Raw genomic sequence first — 15,294 nt, 5'->3', positions numbered from 1 at the left:
GCCGGCTTTTTTATTGGAACTCGAAGATGTTGCGGAAAACGCCCGGCGCAATGATCGACAGCGGATTGATCTGCATGGCCGGATGGTCGAACTTGCCGGTCAGCTTGAACGTGATGCCGATCAAACCACGATCCGAACCGTTCCCGAGAATGATGCCAATGACGGGCAGCTCGGCGAACAGCCGGTTCAAGCCATAGGCCGGCATGAAGGTGCCGGTCATATCCATATTGCCGCGCTGATCGCGGATCACGCCCTGGAACGTGGCCCCGATCTGATCGCCGCGCACCACGCCGTTTTCGATACCGACCACGCCGCCGCGGGACACGACGCGCGCGAAGCCGCGCTGGAAGCGCTGCGCGGAGGTGTCGATATTGCGTTTGACGGCGGAATTGAGGCTGCGCTGGTTCTCGCCGACCGGTGTTGAAACGATCGAGTGCAGGCGCTGTTCGTTGACGATGGCGAAGCGGCGTATGTCGACCGAGCCATCCCAATTGCCGCCGTTGCCGAGCCTGATCGACATGTTGAGCAGGCCGCCCTGCATATGCTGATAGAGATCGGCGAAGCGCGATACGGCACCGGCATCGCCGCTCGTGATGTTCAAGGCACGGCCTTCCCTTGTCTGACTGACGACCGCCTCGCCGCTGCCGGTGATGCCGGAAAAGTTCAGCGCTTGCAGCCGGCCGCCGCTCGATACGTATCTGGCCTCGAAATTGCCGATCTTTTCATCGTTGAAGCCAACGACGCTGTTGAGATTCGCACGGACCGAAACGCCGGCACTGCCACCACCATTCTCGTCGCTGTCGCCCTGTCCGCTCTTCAATCGTGCAAGGATTGGACGCGCATCGGCAGTGTTCCCCGATACCGAAACGTCGAAATTGCCCCTGTTGCGCCGGATCGATATCGCAAAGTCATCGAGGGACGAAAGTCTCACGCTGTCGAAATCGGCAGACTCGAGGTCTCCCTTGCTAAGGGCAAACGAGCCGCTGGCGCCAAAGCCGTCGCCCTTCAGACGGAAATTCCTGATCTGCGTTTTCTCGGGTGGTCCCGATACTTCGAATTCCGCCGTTGCGCCGATCCCGCTTCCCTTCGCCCAACCGATCCAGGGAAGCTGCAACGACGCCTTGTCGAGATCGATCTGAACATTCTGGCGTTCCTCATCGATTTTCGTCAGCTGCATCGTCAGGCTACCGTCGATGATCCCGGATAGGCCAGGAAGCACCTTTGCGCGCTGAGCGTTGTTCAGCGTCGCCGTGATGACGCGCTGCGGCTTGACACCGGACGACTTATCGGTCGGCTCGACAAGCTCTATTTCAGCGGGCACGCCGTCGATCTGCCCCTCGGCATCGAGCGCCACTTGCTGCGGATCGGCGTCGAGTGCGCCGTTCAGATTGGTAATCATCCGGCCCGACACCGGCTTGCCGACATCGACGCCGCTAAGCTGCATGGCCGCCTTCCATTCGGGCGGCGGAGGATCCTGCGACCTCAGAAGGCCGAGCCGCGCCTCGACGTCGGCGGTAATCTTGCCCTTCAGGTCCCCAGGTTCGAGGCCGGCGCGCTGCAGGACCTGGACCGGCTTGTAGGTCAGGAGTTCGCCCACCGCATCGGCATCGCCAGAGATCGCGAGCTTGATTTCCGCCATCAGTGGCTTCTGGTAAGTTGAGGGCAGTACGAACTGACCCTCTCCGAGGCTGACGGAACGGCCCGACGCGAAATATGACGTGCCGCTCTTGATCGAAATCGTCGCCCTCTGGCCGGTCAGATCGAAATGGGCGGACGTATCGCGGATCGGCGGAATATCGCCCGCCACATTCATGCGCGCATTCGCGATATCGAAATTGATACGGATTTGCTCGTCGCCGAGTCTCAGCCCCTTGCCGACGGCGTCGTCCAATTTCCCGGACGGAATGAATACCGAGATTGACGCGTTCGTGACCGTGCCGCCGAAGAGATTTCCCAGAACCCATTCGCGCGCCCTGGGCGCCATCCAAAAGGGCCAGAGCTGCTTGATCGCAGCCGTCTGAAGCTGCTGCGATTGTCCGACGAAGCTGATTTCCGGCGATTTGTCGCCGAATTTGACATGAAGCGATCCGAACAACTGCCCCAGAGGGCTGGAAACTGTCATGCCCGCGAACTGCAGCTCCCGTGAGGCGACAAGGTAGCGGCCCGTTGTCTGGATATCGAACGGGAGCGGCTGTTCGCCCGACCCCACCGGCGCAGCCGTGCCGCCGCTGATCAGCAGATCGATGCCAAAACCCTTGCCGACGGCCGGATCGAGCTTGTCGAGGTCGATTATTGCGCCGTTGAACGGGACGGCGGTGTTGCCGAACTGCGCTTGCGATCTTGCGATCTCAAGCGTCTGCTTCGTGAAGTCATAGCCGAGATTGATGCGGCCGCCGGAAAGCTGCTGCTCGTCTCCGTCGACATAAATCGACCCGGGCGCAAGATCCGCCCTGGCGGCCAGGGACGGCGCAACATCGCCCGCACCGCGCACGGCGGAAACGGCAACGTCTGCAAAACTGTTCACGCCCTGCCGAATTTCCCCGAGCCCGTTCCTCTTCAAGGTAAATGGCGTCAGATCGGCATGGGTGAGCTTTGCCGTGAACCGCGACGCTTTCCCGGCGCTCTTTTCAGCAAGCACGTCCAGCATCGCCACTTCGCCGTTGATCGCCACCTCGCCCGTCAAATGCAGCGAAGATGGGCCCGCATGCGCAAAGACCAGATTGTCGACCACGATCGAAAGCGGACCATTCGCGGTATCGGCGAGCTTGATGTCGATGCCGGAGAGACGCACGGTATCCGTACCCGCGCGCTCAACAAAATCGTCCAGGATATCGAGATGAGAAAATGCAGCTTCCATCGCGTGCGGAATTGCGTCGATGCGAAGCTTGCTTAAGTCCAGCGGGCCGCCTGACGGCAGAAGGGCCGTGTCGAGCGCAATATCGTCGGCTTCGATCGCCGTCACGGCCACACGGCCGCGAAAAAGCGCAAACGGATCGAGCGCCATGCGCATCGCGCCGGTCGTCGACAGATGCTGCCCGCTTTCCTGATCGACCATATTGACGTTACGGGCTTCAAGCGCGAGCTGTGCACCGGATGTGAAACGGATGACGGTGGACCCCACCTCTGCCCGGTAGCGGGGACCTATCGCCGAATTCAACGCGGTCTGCGCCTGGCGCGACAGCGTCGCGTCGAACATTCCGCTTTCGACAATGAAAATGATCGCTGCCAGAACAAAGAGACCGGCGGCAAAGCAACCAGCCGTCACATTGGCCGCACGCCGCATGCGTGAACGCTGCGGCGGCGGGCAATGCACGATGATGGGGTCTTCGGCCTGTGCGGAGGGAAGCTCATGCAGCGCGACGATGTCTTTTTTGCGAAACGTAACCTTTTCGCCGCGGATCACCGACATGCGCTTTGGATAACCCCGAGTTAGAATGTGGCCGCCCGGTCTAGCTGGACGATCTGAGCTTCAATATATATCCGCGGAACATAGTGTCATCCATAAACCCGGCAAAAGAAAGGTTTCCACATATGGCGGTTCTCGGCATCGGCGCCACGGCGCCGGATTTCAACCTCCCCCGCGATGGCGGCGGGCGGGTATCGCTTTCCGATTTCCGCGGAAAACCGCTGGTTCTGTTCTTCTATCCGAAGGACGATACGACCGGCTGCACCGCCGAATCGCTGGCTTTTACCGCTCTGGCCGACGAATTCGATGCCGCGGGAGCGGCCGTCGTCGGGATGTCTCCCGATTCGGTCAAATGCCACGAACGCTTCATCAAGAAGCACAGTCTTTCCGTTGCGCTCGCCTCGGACGAGGAGAAAACGACACTGCAGGCCTATGGCGTTTGGAAGGAAAAGAGCATGTACGGCCGCAATTTCATGGGCGTCGAGCGCACGACCTTTCTGATCCGCGCCGATGGTACGGTCGCGATGATCTGGCAGAAGGTCAAGGTACCCGGCCATGCCGAAGACGTTTTGAAGGCCCTCAGGAACCTTGCCGCGTGAGCACGCTTTCGATCACATCGCTGCGCGGTGGTGCGATCGAGGCCATCCGGTCCCCCGATCTCGATCGCAAGACAGCTCTGGCGCAGGAAGCTGCGACCCGCTGGTTCGCACGAAGGATTTCCCTACGTTCGCCGCGCGATGCGTCGCTGCCGGATAGGCCGGGCCGCCCGGAAAAGCCGGCACTGGTACCCCCGACGCAGGTCGAGAGACGCTCGCTGCATACCATCAACGGCCGCATCGCGCTGCTGCACGCAATCGCCCATATCGAGCTCAACGCCGTTGACCTGGCCCTCGATATCGTTGCGCGGTTTGCCACCGAAGCGGTCCCCAATTCTTTCTTCGACGGATGGATGCAGGTTGCCTTCGAGGAGGCGAAGCACTTCCGCCTGGTGCGCGGGCGGCTGCGCGATCTTGGCGGCGATTACGGCGATATGCCCGCGCATGACGGCCTTTGGCAGGCGGCGCACGCGACCAGAAACGATCTAACGGCGCGGCTTGCCGTCGTTCCCCTGATTCTCGAGGCCCGCGGCTTGGACGTCACGCCCTCGCTGCAGGCAAAGATGCGTGAATCCGGCGATCTCGAAAGTGCCGCCGTCCTCGATGTTATCTACCATGACGAAAAGGGGCATGTGGCAATCGGCGCCAAATGGTTCCGCTTTCTCTGCGCCCGCGAGCGCCGCGACCCGGCCCAGACCTTCAAGGAGCTGGTGCGTGCAAACTTCCGCGGTCCGCTGAAGCCGCCATTCAACGACCTGGCGCGCGCCGAAGCCGGCCTCACGCCTTCTTTCTATCGCTCGTTGACGTCGATGAGCAATAATTAAACGTATGCGTGCATTAACATGCACACTAAGGCATTTGTTAACCATAACAGTGTGTAATCATTCCTGATCGAAGCACGGGCGCATCAATTGGGAGATTCTCCGTGGCGCATGCACAGCATAATCGCGTATTCGGCAGGCGTTCGCAGGAACATATCCTCATTCTCGCTAGCGGCGACAAGGTCCGGCACGTAACCATAAAGCCGTGGATGGCAGCCCTCGGCTTCTGCTTTTCCGGCGTTTTCGTGATCGGCTATCTGCTTGCAACCTCCTATCTCGTCCTTCGCGACGACCTGATCGGTGCCACCATGGCGCGCCAAGCCCGCATGCAGCATGATTATGAAGATCGTATTGCGGCCCTTCGTGCCCAGGTCGATCGGGTCACCTCGCGTCAGCTGCTCGACCAGCAGCTGGTGGAAGACAAGGTGGACAAGCTCATGCAGCAGCAGATGGCGCTGACCTCACGCCACGGTAAGTTTGGCTCCCTCCTCGACCGTGCGGAAAATTCCGGCCTGACGAGGAAGGATGAGATGATACCGGCACAATCGCTCGTGCCCGAAGCCAAGGACAAGCGTGCGTCGCTTTCAGTCGGTGCCCGGGCGATCGACAGGCTCCTAGCAGGCGCCGACGAACCCGCCGACGCAACGCCCGACAATTCCACGCTCGCCTATGTCCCCGCACCCGAAACCGTCGGCGATCGTGCCGACCGCCTGTTCTCGAAGGTCACGCTTTCACTGAAAGGCGTCGAGGAAGAGCAACGCGCCCGCGTTGAGCAGCTGACCGTGGATGCGGGCGATGCCGCAAGCAATATCGAGAAAGTCCTGACCCGCTTCAGGATTGCCGTACCGGAGCAGGCAGCCGTCAAGCCCGATGATGACAGGGCCGTCGGCGGTCCCTATGTCGAGCCGGAAAACGGCGACAACTTCAACAATTCCCTCGCGCAGCTCGATACTGCCCTGACACGGCTCGAAGCCGTCCGCAGTACGGCGGAATCCCTGCCGTTCCGCAATCCGGCCATCGGCAAGGAAATCACCAGTCCCTTCGGCAATCGGCGCGATCCCTTCCTCGGACGTCTCGCCCTTCATTCCGGCGTCGACTTTCGTTTTGCTGCGGGCGAAAAGATCCGCCCAACAGCCCCCGGCAAGGTCGTCAATGCGGGCTGGACGGGCGGCTACGGCAACATGGTCGAGATCGATCACGGCAACGGCATTTCTACCCGTTACGGCCACATGTCGCAGATCCTGGTGGAGGCCGGCGACATGGTCGGCCGCTCGGATGTGATCGGTCTTGCCGGAAGCACCGGCCGCTCGACAGGCACGCATTTGCATTACGAGGTACGCCAGAACGGCCGCGCGGTCGATCCGGTGTATTTCTTGAACGCAGGCTTGAAACTCGCGACTTATATCAAATAACCAATTGCAGTAACCACAGTTTTACCTGTTCGACGGCTGCAGAGCCCGTATTCCTTGACTTACAAGCCGTTTGGGACTATGTCGCGCTGCATTGCGGCATGCAATCCCGCCGACTCAACCAGAGTATGGCCGAACCTGAACGGAAATAGTTTTCCCCTTGACGACATTCGCTGACCTTGGCCTGAGCCAAAAAGTGCTTTCCGCCGTTACCGACGCCGGCTACACGATCCCCACTCCTATTCAGGCAGGAGCAATCCCGTTCGCCCTGCAGCGCCGTGACATTTGCGGGATCGCGCAGACAGGAACGGGAAAGACGGCATCCTTCGTATTACCGATGTTGTCGCTGCTGGAAAAGGGCCGCGCCCGGGCCCGCATGCCACGAACGCTCATCCTCGAACCGACGCGCGAACTTGCCGCGCAAGTCGCGGAGAACTTCGAAAAATACGGTAAGAACCACCGCTTGAACGTCGCGCTGCTGATCGGCGGCGTTTCCTTCGAAGACCAGGACCGCAAGCTCGAGCGCGGTGCAGACGTTCTCATCTGCACACCAGGCCGCCTGCTGGACCATTTCGAGCGCGGCAAGCTTTTGATGAGCGCCGTCGAAATCTTCGTCATCGACGAAGCCGACCGCATGCTCGACATGGGCTTCATCCCCGATATCGAGCGCATTGCCAAGCTCATCCCCTTCACGCGTCAGACACTGTTCTTCTCGGCGACCATGCCGCCGGAAATCCAGAAGCTCGCCGACCGGTTCCTGCAAAATCCGGAGCGAATCGAAGTCGCAAAGCCGGCCTCCGCCGCCAAGAACATTACGCAGCGTTTCGTTGCTTCGCACGGCAAGGACTATGAGAAGCGCGCCGCACTGCGCGATCTGGTCCGCGCGCAGGAAGACTTGAAGAACGCCATCATCTTCTGCAACCGCAAGAAGGACGTGGCCGACCTCTTCCGATCCCTCGAACGCCATGGCTTTTCCGTCGGCGCGCTCCACGGCGACATGGACCAGCGCTCGCGCACGAATATGCTTCAAAGCTTCCGTGATGGACAGCTGCAACTGCTCGTCGCCTCCGACGTCGCGGCCCGCGGCCTCGACATTCCGGATGTCAGCCACGTCTTCAACTTCGATGTGCCGATTCATGCCGAGGATTACGTGCACCGCATCGGCCGTACCGGCCGTGCAGGCCGTTCCGGCGCTGCCTTCACCATTGTCACAGGCCGTGACCAGAAACATGCCGACGCGATCCAAAAGCTGATCGGCGAGAAGGTAGAGTGGCTGAATGGCGATCTTTCCACTCTCCCGCCTCCCGAACCCGGCCGCGAAGACGACCGTCCACGCCGCGCAGGTAGCCGGGATCGCGACAAGGGCCGTGGCCGCGTCAAGGAGCGCCGGGGTCATAAAACTGATATCGGCGCCGATGATAATGCCGCCGAAGCCATCGAAGCAGCAGCACCAGCAAAGGCCGAAAGCGTGAAGCACGAGCGCAAATCAGAAAACAAGCCGCAGAACAACGCGCGCAACTCTCGGCCCTATCCGGCAAACGACGATAATCGCGAGCGCCGCCGCTATCGCGACCACGACGACGGCCCGACGCCGGTCGGCTTCGGCGACGATATTCCCGCCTTCATGCTGATTGCGGCAAACGCTAAGGTTTGATCTTCCGATGGGCAAGCCTGGCGTTCATTTTCCAGGTCTCGGCGTCGGCCTGGTGATTTTGCGCGACGGCAAGATTCTGCTTTACAAGCGCATTCGTGTGCCTGAGGCTGGTCACTGGAGCATCGTCGGTGGCAAAGTAGATCATATGGAGCCGATAGCCGAAGCCGCGCGCCGCGAAGCCGAGGAAGAAACCGGATTGACGATTGGTCGAACCGAACTTCTCGGTCATGCCGAAGTGATTTCAGGCGCCGATGCGCAGCATTGGGTCTCGTTTCTCTACATAACTAGAGAAGTCAGCGGCGATCCGCAGTTGACTGAACCGGAAAAACTCTCGGATTTCGGCTGGTTTACGCGATCACAACTGCCGGCACCACTCTCCGACTTTGCCAAGGCCGCAATCGGTTATCTCGACAACGAAAACTTCCGCTGATCATTCAGCTCTGAGCGCCGCCTCATAGGCAAGCCGCACCCATCTCGCCATATCATCCGGATCGTCATAAGCCGCGTCCGGGATCGACCAGTAAGGCATTTTCACCGGATTGCCCTTCTTGCCCTCATAGAACCATTGGCTGGAGCCTGCTGCGGCAAACTCCGGCGAGCTCTTGTCATCGGCCTTGAGCAGCACCTCGCCCCCAACTTCGACCGCGACGATACGGCCGAGGTGATAGATGCCCTTGCCGCCGAACATGCGCTTGATCGTCACGGGGCCGAGCCCCTGAAACATTTCCTCTATACCGGCCGCGTCCATTGCTATCCCTTCAATATGCCGCCTGCTGCGACAATCGCCTCCGGCGTATCCACGTCAAGATGCGCACTCTCGCCGATATCGATATCGACGACAGGCAGCCGCGCCGTCTCAACGATGTGGCGCGCGCCGACATCGCCTTCGAGTGAAAGCACTGCATGATACAGTGATCGCGGCAGAATGACCGGATTTCCACGTTTGCCTCCACAGACCGCCCGAACGATCGCCCGGCCCTCGGCCTGCTCGAATGCGCTGATCAAAAGATCGAGGTCCGCCGTCGAGACCCCCGGCATATCAGCAAGCATGACAAGCACCCCATCGGCGCCGCTCGCGTGGACATGGGCGAAGCCGGCCGCGAGAGAGCTTGCCATGCCGGAAGCATAATCGGCGTTGAATACCGGCTGCACGCTCAAGCCTTCAAGGGCTGCTTCAATCTCAGCACGGCGATGCCCCGTTACAGCCGTAACCGATAAAGCCTTGCTGGCAACAGCAATGGATGCAGAGCGGCGCACCAGCGGCATGCCATCGAATTCCGCCAGCAGCTTATGCTGGCCGCCCTCGCCCATGCGGCGCGCCCTGCCGGCGGCAAGCAGGACGATCGCAACGGAAGCCTCGGCATGTTTCCTGGCGGGCACATCGCGTGGCTGCGGCCGCGATTGTATCTCCATCAGCAGGCCCCCGACACCCATTCCGGTCACCTCATGCGCGCCCGGCTCTTCACCGGCCAAAATGCGGTCGAGAACCCAGTCAAAACCGTTTTCCTTCGGACTGCGGGCGCAACCAGGCGCGCCGACGACATAAGTCTCACCGATGCTGCCGAGGACCATCAGGTTTCCCGGATCGACGGGCATGCCGACGCTCAAGATACGCCCGCCCGCCTCGCGTATTGCCTGCGGAATGACATCCGCTGCATCGATGACCGCCGAGGCACCGAAGACGATGACGAGCTTCGGCGCCTTCTCCGGAATCGTCATGATATCCTGGATCGAAGCAGCAAGAGCCTTGGTCTCATGCGGCACACGCCGCTCCCGCAGCAGACGATTGCCGCAAGCAGCCAACCGCCGCTCAAGGATGCGCGCCGTCTTGTCCATCACCGACACTTTCAGCGAAGGCAGTTCCGTGGCGATCAGCGAGACGGCATGATCGGCAAACGGCTTCACTTGAAATGGTCCAGTCGCGCGAAGCTCCGCACAGGCGGCATTTATCTTCGCGCCCGGAACCGCCAGGGGAATGATTTTGAAGGTCGCCACCATATCGCCGGCGCTGACATGTGTATGATCGGCAAGACAGGCGAGCGTGATCGCCGGATCGATGCGGTTCAGCCGATCGACGGCCTCCCTGTCAGCTACGAAAAGCCCGTCCGCGGCAGCATAGATGTTGACGCGGCCGGTCGCAGCCTCCGAAAAGCGGAGATGATCGGGCGCGATTGCCTCGCTCAGCCGTGCCGCCGCTTCGTCCTCGCCGAGATCGCCGTCCTCCAGGCGCGCCGCGGCAATCTTCTTGATGCCCGAGCTCTTCAATCGCTCCACGTCGGCAGCGTCAACCACATGCCCTTTGGGCAGAGTCCCATCCGGCATCTTGACGGAATGGGCGAGGACGAGCCCTTCCGCACCATCGACATCGAATTCGCCAAAGATCATGCCTTGTCACCTTTCGGAGACGCGACGTCGCGCGAGCGCAAGGCTTGGATGATCTGAGCAAGGATCGCAACGGCAATCTCCGCCGGACTGGAGGCGCCGATATCAAGCCCGATCGGGCCATTGATCCTCGCAAGTTCGCCGTCGGAAAAACCCTCCTTCTTCAGCCGGTCGAGACGCGAACCGTGGGTCTTGCGGCTTCCGAGCGCACCGACATAAAAACAGCCCGTTCGAAGCGCCTCGGCGATCGGGAAATCATCGATCTTCGGATCATGCGTGACCGCGACGACAGCCGTATAGGCATCGAGCGGACGGTCCTTCACCACATCGACGGGCCAGTCAGCGGTGAGATCCATGCCGGCGAAACGCTCCGGCGTTGCAAAGGCGGTTCGCGGATCGATGATGCGGACGTCGAAGCCGGCAAGCGTCGCCATCTGCGCCAGGACCTGGCTGATATGGACCGCGCCGATGATGACGATATGGGCTGGCGGCAGGTGCACGTTCAGAAAGTACCTACCGCCGTCGATGTCGCAAATGCCGGACTTGCCGGAGCGGAATGCCGCAGCGACGGTATCGTTCAGTGCGCTATCGACCGGCCCGCCTTCGACGATCACGCGATCCGTTCCATGCTCCAAGTTGGTGACGAGTATCACGGCCTTGCGTGCCCGGCGTGCGGCGTTCAGCCGCTCCAGATTGGCGGCGTCCATCAGGCAAGCCTTTCGACAAAGACGCGGATGCGCCCGCCGCAGGATAGTCCGACGCGCCAGGCGGTCTCGTCGGCAACCCCGAATTCCAGCATCTTCGCCTTGCCGTCGCCGATGACGTCCATCGCCTCCGCGATCACCGCACCTTCGACGCAACCGCCGGAGACCGAGCCCTCGAAATTGCCGTCACCGTCGATCACCAGATGGCTGCCGGCAGGACGGGGCGCCGAGCCCCAGGTCTCGATGACGGTCGCGATCGCCACACTGCGGCCGCTTTTCATCCACTCCTCCGCCGTCATCAGCGGATCGAGGCCGAAAGACGTCTCGCTCATCCAAAACCTCTCATTCTGTCGAGATAGCGCCGCGGATCGTGCGCCGGTGATCTGCCCGCGCCGAGCGCCGCAGCAAGGTCACTCAAGGATGATAGATTGTGAACCGGACGGAATTCGTCAACATGCGGCAACATGGCGCGAACGCCGCGAGCTCGCGGCTCGAAGCCCTCGAAGCGCAGAAGCGGGTTCAGCCAGATCAGCCGCCGACAGGATCGGTGCAGCCGGTCCATTTCTTCGGCCAGCAATTCGATGCCTTCCCGCTCCAGTCCGTCGGTGATCAGCAGCACCAACGCGCCCTGCCCGAGGACGCGGCGTCCCCACAGCCGGTTGAATTCCCTCACCGTTTCTCCGATACGGGTGCCGCCCGACCAGTCCTTCACCGCGGCTGCACATTCGTTCAGTGCCTCGTCCGGATCCTTGTGGCGCATCTGTCTTGTGACATTGGTGAGCCGCGTTCCGAAAAGGAACGTATGGACGCGGCGCCGGCTCTCCGTCAGCACGTGCAGGAAATGCAGGAATATGCGGGTGTACTGGCTCATCGAGCCCGAAATATCCGCAAGGACCACCAAAGGCGGCTGGATCTCTTTCTGTTCGCGATAACGCGGCAGGATCAGCGACCCGCCGGTGCGCAGCGCCGAGCGCATGGTCGCGCGCGGATCGACCTGCCGGTGAACATGCGATTGCCTGAAACGCCGAGTTGGAACGCTGTCGAGCGGCAGTTGCAGCCGGGTCAGTTCCTTTCTCGCCAGGGCAATTTCTGCCGCCGACATTTGCGCGAAATCCATCCGGCGAAAGACTTCGTTCCCGGAGGTGGTGAACCGCGCATCGATTTCGATATCCGGCTCATCGCGAGCGGGTCGACTGTCGCGCCGATCACCGAGAAGCGCATCGCTGGCGCGCGTTTCGCCCGCCTTCGCCTTTTCTCTTTCACGGTTATCCGGCGCCTGCGGCAACATCATCGCAATCATCTTCTCCACGAGATCGCGGGAGCGCCAGAAAAGCCGGAAGGCTTCGTCGAAGACAGGCTTGTCCTCGTGCCGTTTGACGAAGACCGAAAAGAGCGCCGCGTGGAATTCCTCGCGCGAACCCATACCGATCGCCTCGACGGCTTCGATAGCATCGGCAATGGATCCCGGACCGATCTTTAGCCCGGCGTTACGGAGCGCCCTGGCGAAGAAGACGATATTGTCGGCAAAGCGCCCCGCGGCCGGCGGCAGCGGCGGAACGACGATCCCATCCTGCACCGGTTGCGTTTTCATTTTTAACTCGCTGCCCTCAGCTCGTCCTTGACCTCGGTCAGGACACGAGCGCCTTCGCCGCCCTGAATGCGCGCAATGTCGTCCTGGTATTTCAAGAGCGTGCCGATCGTGTCGGAAATGGTCTGCGGATCGAGCGCCAGGCGGTCGAGTTCGGTCAGCGCCGTCGCCCAGTCGATCGTCTCTGCTACGCCGGGATTCTTGAAGAGATCGAGCGTGCGCAGCTTCTGCACATAGGCGATAATCTGCTGGGAGAGAGCCTCGTTGCAGCCGGGCACCTTTCGCCGGATGATCTCCAGTTCCTGCGCGGCCTCCGGATAATCGACCCAGTGATAGAGGCACCGGCGCTTCAACGCATCGTGCACTTCGCGCGTCCGGTTGGTCGTGATGATAACGATCGGCGGCTCGGCGGCCTTGATGGTCCCGAGCTCGGGGATCGTCACCTGGAAATCCGAGAGCACTTCCAGTAGGAAGGCTTCGAAGGCCTCGTCGGTACGATCGAGCTCATCAATCAGGAAGACCGGCGCACGGCCTTCCGCTGACGAAAGCGCCTGTAACACAGGGCGGCGGATAAGGTAGCGCTCGGAAAAGATATCGGATTCGATACGGTTGCGATCGGTCAATCCAGAGGCCTCCGCAAGCCGGATCTCCAGCATCTGCGCCGGATAATTCCACTCGTAGACGGCGGATGCGATATCAAGGCCTTCGTAACATTGCAGCCGGATCAGCGGCCGGTCGAGCGCCTTCGACAGCACCTTCGCGATCTCGGTCTTCCCGACACCGGCCTCTCCTTCGAGAAACAGCGGCCGCTTCATCTTCAGGGCGAGAAAGAGTACCGTCGCCAGGGAGCGGCCTGCGAGATAATCCTCTCTTGCCAGCATGGCGATCGTCTCGTCGATAGACGCGGGCGGCAGCGGATGATCGGGCATATCTCCTCCCTTTTTAGGGAGTTATAGCGTGTGGTAGTCCCGGTTCATATAGAGCAGCGCCGGTTTTGTTTCGTTGAACCGCACGGCCACGACCTCGCCGAAGATGATGTGGTGGGTCGACATCTCCTTAATCTCCATCACCCTGCAATCGAAGGAGGCAAGCGAATCCCAGAGCACGGGCGCACCGGTGATCAGCTTGTCGAATTTGCCGGTCGCAAACCGCGCGTCGTTGCTCATCGGCATGCGTCCGGAAAAGGCGTCGGCCAACGCCTGATGGTGCGCGCCGAGCGTGTTCAGCGCGAAAATGCCGCTCTGGAAGAAGATGTCGTTCTTCGGATTGCTGTTGTTGAGGCAGACGAGCACGCAGGCCGGATCGTCGGATACCGAACAGGCTGCGGTGATCGTCACCCCGCGGCGTGTCTCGCCAAGCACCGTCGTTACGAGCTGCACATGACCGCCGAAACGGCTCATGGCATCGCGATAAAGCTGCGGATCGATCGGCTGCCTGTTCAACAAATGCGGTCTCCTGCGGCCGCGCCGCCCATTCTTGTGCCGCTAATATGGATGCCATCGGTTACCTTTTCTACAATGAAGCCGACGAAATGCGGCGCATTCCGCCTGTTTTTCTTTGACGATTGCCGCCGGGCAGCTAAAAGGGCATGAAGGGCGACAGGAAAACGGCGATTTTCATGAATATTCTGCGTGGCATAGCGGCTTTTTCGATGCTGTTTCTTGCAGCAGCCGAAAGCCATGCCGCGGGGGTTACGATTGGCGTCGTCGCTCCCCAGGGCGGCAACCTGCAGCAGCTTGGCGCGCAGGTTTTCGCCGGAGCGACCTATCAGATCACCAAGGATGGTAATACCGTCGTCACAATCGACGAGCCTTGCGAGGAAAACAGTGGTGCGGCGATTGCCGATGCGCTGGTGAACGCCAAGGTGCAAGTCGCAATCGGCTTTCTTTGCAGCGAAACGCTGGAAAGTGCACTGCCGAAGCTCAAGGATGCGAACATTCCGGCGATCACCGTCTCGGTGCGCGCACGCATCGTGATGGAAGACGCGTTGAAGAACGGCTGGCCGCTGTTTCGTCTGGCGCCGGCCGATGGCGCCGAAGCCGCACGCATCATCGAAGCGATCCTCAACGACTGGGAAGCAGCGCCGATCGCCCTCATCGAGGACGGCACCATCCATGGCCGTGAACTGACCGAGGCCATCCGCAATGCGCTTGAGGAAAAAGGGCTGAAGCCCGTTTTTACGGACACCTATCGCCCGGGTCAGGACCAACAGATCGCCCTCGTCCGCCGCCTGAAGAAGGCCGGCGCCACCAAGGTTTTTATCGGCGGCGACCGCGCCGACGTCGCGGTCATCGCCCGAGATGCCGCAGCGGAGAAAATTCCGCTCGCTATTTTGGGCGGAGATGCAATGCGCGCAGCAAACCAGCCGCTGCCGCTTCCGGACGGCGTGCGTGCGGTCACCATGCCGGAATTCGACACTTTGCGGCCCGCGCAAGCCGCAGCGGCGGTATTGCGCGCACAAGGCATCGAGCCTGAAGGCTATGTCCTGCCGGCAGCCGCAGCAGCGGCCATCGCGCAGCAGGCGGCAACGGCCGCCACGGCAGAAGGAAAGGCTGTGGCGGAAAAACTCGTCGGCACGAGGTTCTACACGCCGATCGGCGATCTGACGTTTACGGCTGGCCACGAGCTTTCGGAGAACCCTTACCAGCTGCTGGAATGGCGCCGCGGCACCTTCGCCACGCCTGCCCCGCCTGGCGATTAGCCTGAGACGAGAATGCCGTTTACGCAGAGTTCA

At 61.1% G+C, this 15,294-nt stretch carries 14 protein-coding genes; 6 read left to right on the top strand and 8 right to left on the bottom strand.

Annotated features, from left to right (window positions below):
- Positions 1–10: 10 nt before the first annotated feature.
- The gene (locus tag BLP23_RS14745) at positions 11–3,409 is read right to left on the bottom strand and encodes a YhdP family protein (protein WP_092585526.1); all 3,399 of its coding nucleotides are present in this window, start codon (positions 3,407–3,409) and stop codon (positions 11–13) included.
- A gap of 122 nt (positions 3,410–3,531) precedes the next feature.
- On the opposite strand from BLP23_RS14745, the gene BLP23_RS14740 reads away from it, so the two are divergent.
- From BLP23_RS14740 to BLP23_RS14720, 5 genes are all read left to right on the top strand, one after another.
- Positions 3,532–4,005, top strand: coding sequence for a peroxiredoxin (locus tag BLP23_RS14740; RefSeq protein ID WP_092585525.1), 474 nt, complete (start codon positions 3,532–3,534; stop codon positions 4,003–4,005).
- Complete coding sequence (locus BLP23_RS14735; RefSeq protein WP_092585524.1) at positions 4,002–4,826, top strand: ferritin-like domain-containing protein; 825 nt, start codon at positions 4,002–4,004, stop codon at positions 4,824–4,826. The genes BLP23_RS14740 and BLP23_RS14735 overlap by 4 nt, the downstream gene beginning before the upstream one ends.
- A 101-nt stretch (positions 4,827–4,927) precedes the next feature.
- The gene (locus BLP23_RS14730; protein ID WP_092585523.1) at positions 4,928–6,235 is read left to right on the top strand and encodes a M23 family metallopeptidase; all 1,308 of its coding nucleotides are present in this window, start codon (positions 4,928–4,930) and stop codon (positions 6,233–6,235) included.
- A gap of 157 nt (positions 6,236–6,392) precedes the next feature.
- Positions 6,393–7,886, top strand: a complete 1,494-nt coding sequence (locus tag BLP23_RS14725; RefSeq protein WP_092585522.1) for a DEAD/DEAH box helicase — start codon at positions 6,393–6,395, stop codon at positions 7,884–7,886.
- Between the two features lie 7 nt (positions 7,887–7,893).
- Positions 7,894–8,316 (top strand): NUDIX domain-containing protein, encoded by a 423-nt coding sequence (locus tag BLP23_RS14720; protein ID WP_092585521.1) that lies wholly within the window; start codon positions 7,894–7,896, stop codon positions 8,314–8,316.
- Here the strand turns inward: BLP23_RS14720 and BLP23_RS14715 are convergent, their stop codons facing one another.
- Genes BLP23_RS14715 through BLP23_RS14685 form a run of 7 tightly spaced genes read right to left on the bottom strand, consistent with a single transcriptional unit; the run spans position 8,317 to position 14,005 of the window.
- Positions 8,317–8,634, bottom strand: coding sequence for a TfoX/Sxy family protein (locus BLP23_RS14715; RefSeq protein WP_092585520.1), 318 nt, complete (start codon positions 8,632–8,634; stop codon positions 8,317–8,319).
- A gap of 2 nt (positions 8,635–8,636) precedes the next feature.
- Positions 8,637–10,271 (bottom strand): NTP transferase domain-containing protein, encoded by a 1,635-nt coding sequence (locus BLP23_RS14710; RefSeq protein WP_092585519.1) that lies wholly within the window; start codon positions 10,269–10,271, stop codon positions 8,637–8,639.
- Complete coding sequence (locus BLP23_RS14705; RefSeq protein ID WP_092585518.1) at positions 10,268–10,975, bottom strand: XdhC family protein; 708 nt, start codon at positions 10,973–10,975, stop codon at positions 10,268–10,270. The genes BLP23_RS14710 and BLP23_RS14705 overlap by 4 nt, the downstream gene beginning before the upstream one ends.
- Positions 10,975–11,304: an XdhC family protein gene (locus BLP23_RS14700; protein ID WP_092585517.1), complete on the bottom strand. Its 330-nt coding sequence runs from the start codon at positions 11,302–11,304 to the stop codon at positions 10,975–10,977. The genes BLP23_RS14705 and BLP23_RS14700 overlap by 1 nt, the downstream gene beginning before the upstream one ends.
- Positions 11,301–12,563 (bottom strand): vWA domain-containing protein, encoded by a 1,263-nt coding sequence (locus BLP23_RS14695; RefSeq protein ID WP_092585516.1) that lies wholly within the window; start codon positions 12,561–12,563, stop codon positions 11,301–11,303. Before BLP23_RS14695 ends, BLP23_RS14700 begins: the two co-directional genes overlap by 4 nt.
- A gap of 2 nt (positions 12,564–12,565) precedes the next feature.
- Positions 12,566–13,489: an AAA family ATPase gene (locus BLP23_RS14690; RefSeq protein WP_092585515.1), complete on the bottom strand. Its 924-nt coding sequence runs from the start codon at positions 13,487–13,489 to the stop codon at positions 12,566–12,568.
- Positions 13,490–13,510: 21 nt separating this feature from the next.
- The gene (locus BLP23_RS14685; RefSeq protein WP_092585514.1) at positions 13,511–14,005 is read right to left on the bottom strand and encodes a flavin reductase; all 495 of its coding nucleotides are present in this window, start codon (positions 14,003–14,005) and stop codon (positions 13,511–13,513) included.
- 173 nt (positions 14,006–14,178) lie between these two features.
- Here BLP23_RS14685 and BLP23_RS14680 point away from each other — a divergent pair, with 173 nt between their 5' ends.
- The gene (locus tag BLP23_RS14680; protein ID WP_092585599.1) at positions 14,179–15,261 is read left to right on the top strand and encodes an ABC transporter substrate-binding protein; all 1,083 of its coding nucleotides are present in this window, start codon (positions 14,179–14,181) and stop codon (positions 15,259–15,261) included.
- Positions 15,262–15,294 lie beyond the last annotated feature (33 nt).

The organism is Rhizobium mongolense subsp. loessense, assembly GCF_900099775.1.
Classification (GTDB): Bacteria; Pseudomonadota; Alphaproteobacteria; order Rhizobiales; family Rhizobiaceae; genus Rhizobium; species Rhizobium loessense.
Note: the sequence above shows the minus strand (reverse complement) of the source record. Positions and strands in the feature narration are given on the sequence as shown.

Coding starts and splice junctions, on each gene's coding strand:
- BLP23_RS14680 (WP_092585599.1), top strand. CDS start 14,179: ATGAATATTCTGCGTGGCATAGCGGCTTTTTCGATGCTGTTTCTTGCA.
- BLP23_RS14710 (WP_092585519.1), bottom strand. CDS start 10,271: ATGATCTTTGGCGAATTCGATGTCGATGGTGCGGAAGGGCTCGTCCTC.
- BLP23_RS14690 (WP_092585515.1), bottom strand. CDS start 13,489: ATGCCCGATCATCCGCTGCCGCCCGCGTCTATCGACGAGACGATCGCC.
- BLP23_RS14705 (WP_092585518.1), bottom strand. CDS start 10,975: ATGGACGCCGCCAATCTGGAGCGGCTGAACGCCGCACGCCGGGCACGC.
- BLP23_RS14700 (WP_092585517.1), bottom strand. CDS start 11,304: ATGAGCGAGACGTCTTTCGGCCTCGATCCGCTGATGACGGCGGAGGAG.
- BLP23_RS14720 (WP_092585521.1), top strand. CDS start 7,894: ATGGGCAAGCCTGGCGTTCATTTTCCAGGTCTCGGCGTCGGCCTGGTG.
- BLP23_RS14740 (WP_092585525.1), top strand. CDS start 3,532: ATGGCGGTTCTCGGCATCGGCGCCACGGCGCCGGATTTCAACCTCCCC.
- BLP23_RS14715 (WP_092585520.1), bottom strand. CDS start 8,634: ATGGACGCGGCCGGTATAGAGGAAATGTTTCAGGGGCTCGGCCCCGTG.
- BLP23_RS14695 (WP_092585516.1), bottom strand. CDS start 12,563: ATGAAAACGCAACCGGTGCAGGATGGGATCGTCGTTCCGCCGCTGCCG.
- BLP23_RS14745 (WP_092585526.1), bottom strand. CDS start 3,409: ATGTCGGTGATCCGCGGCGAAAAGGTTACGTTTCGCAAAAAAGACATC.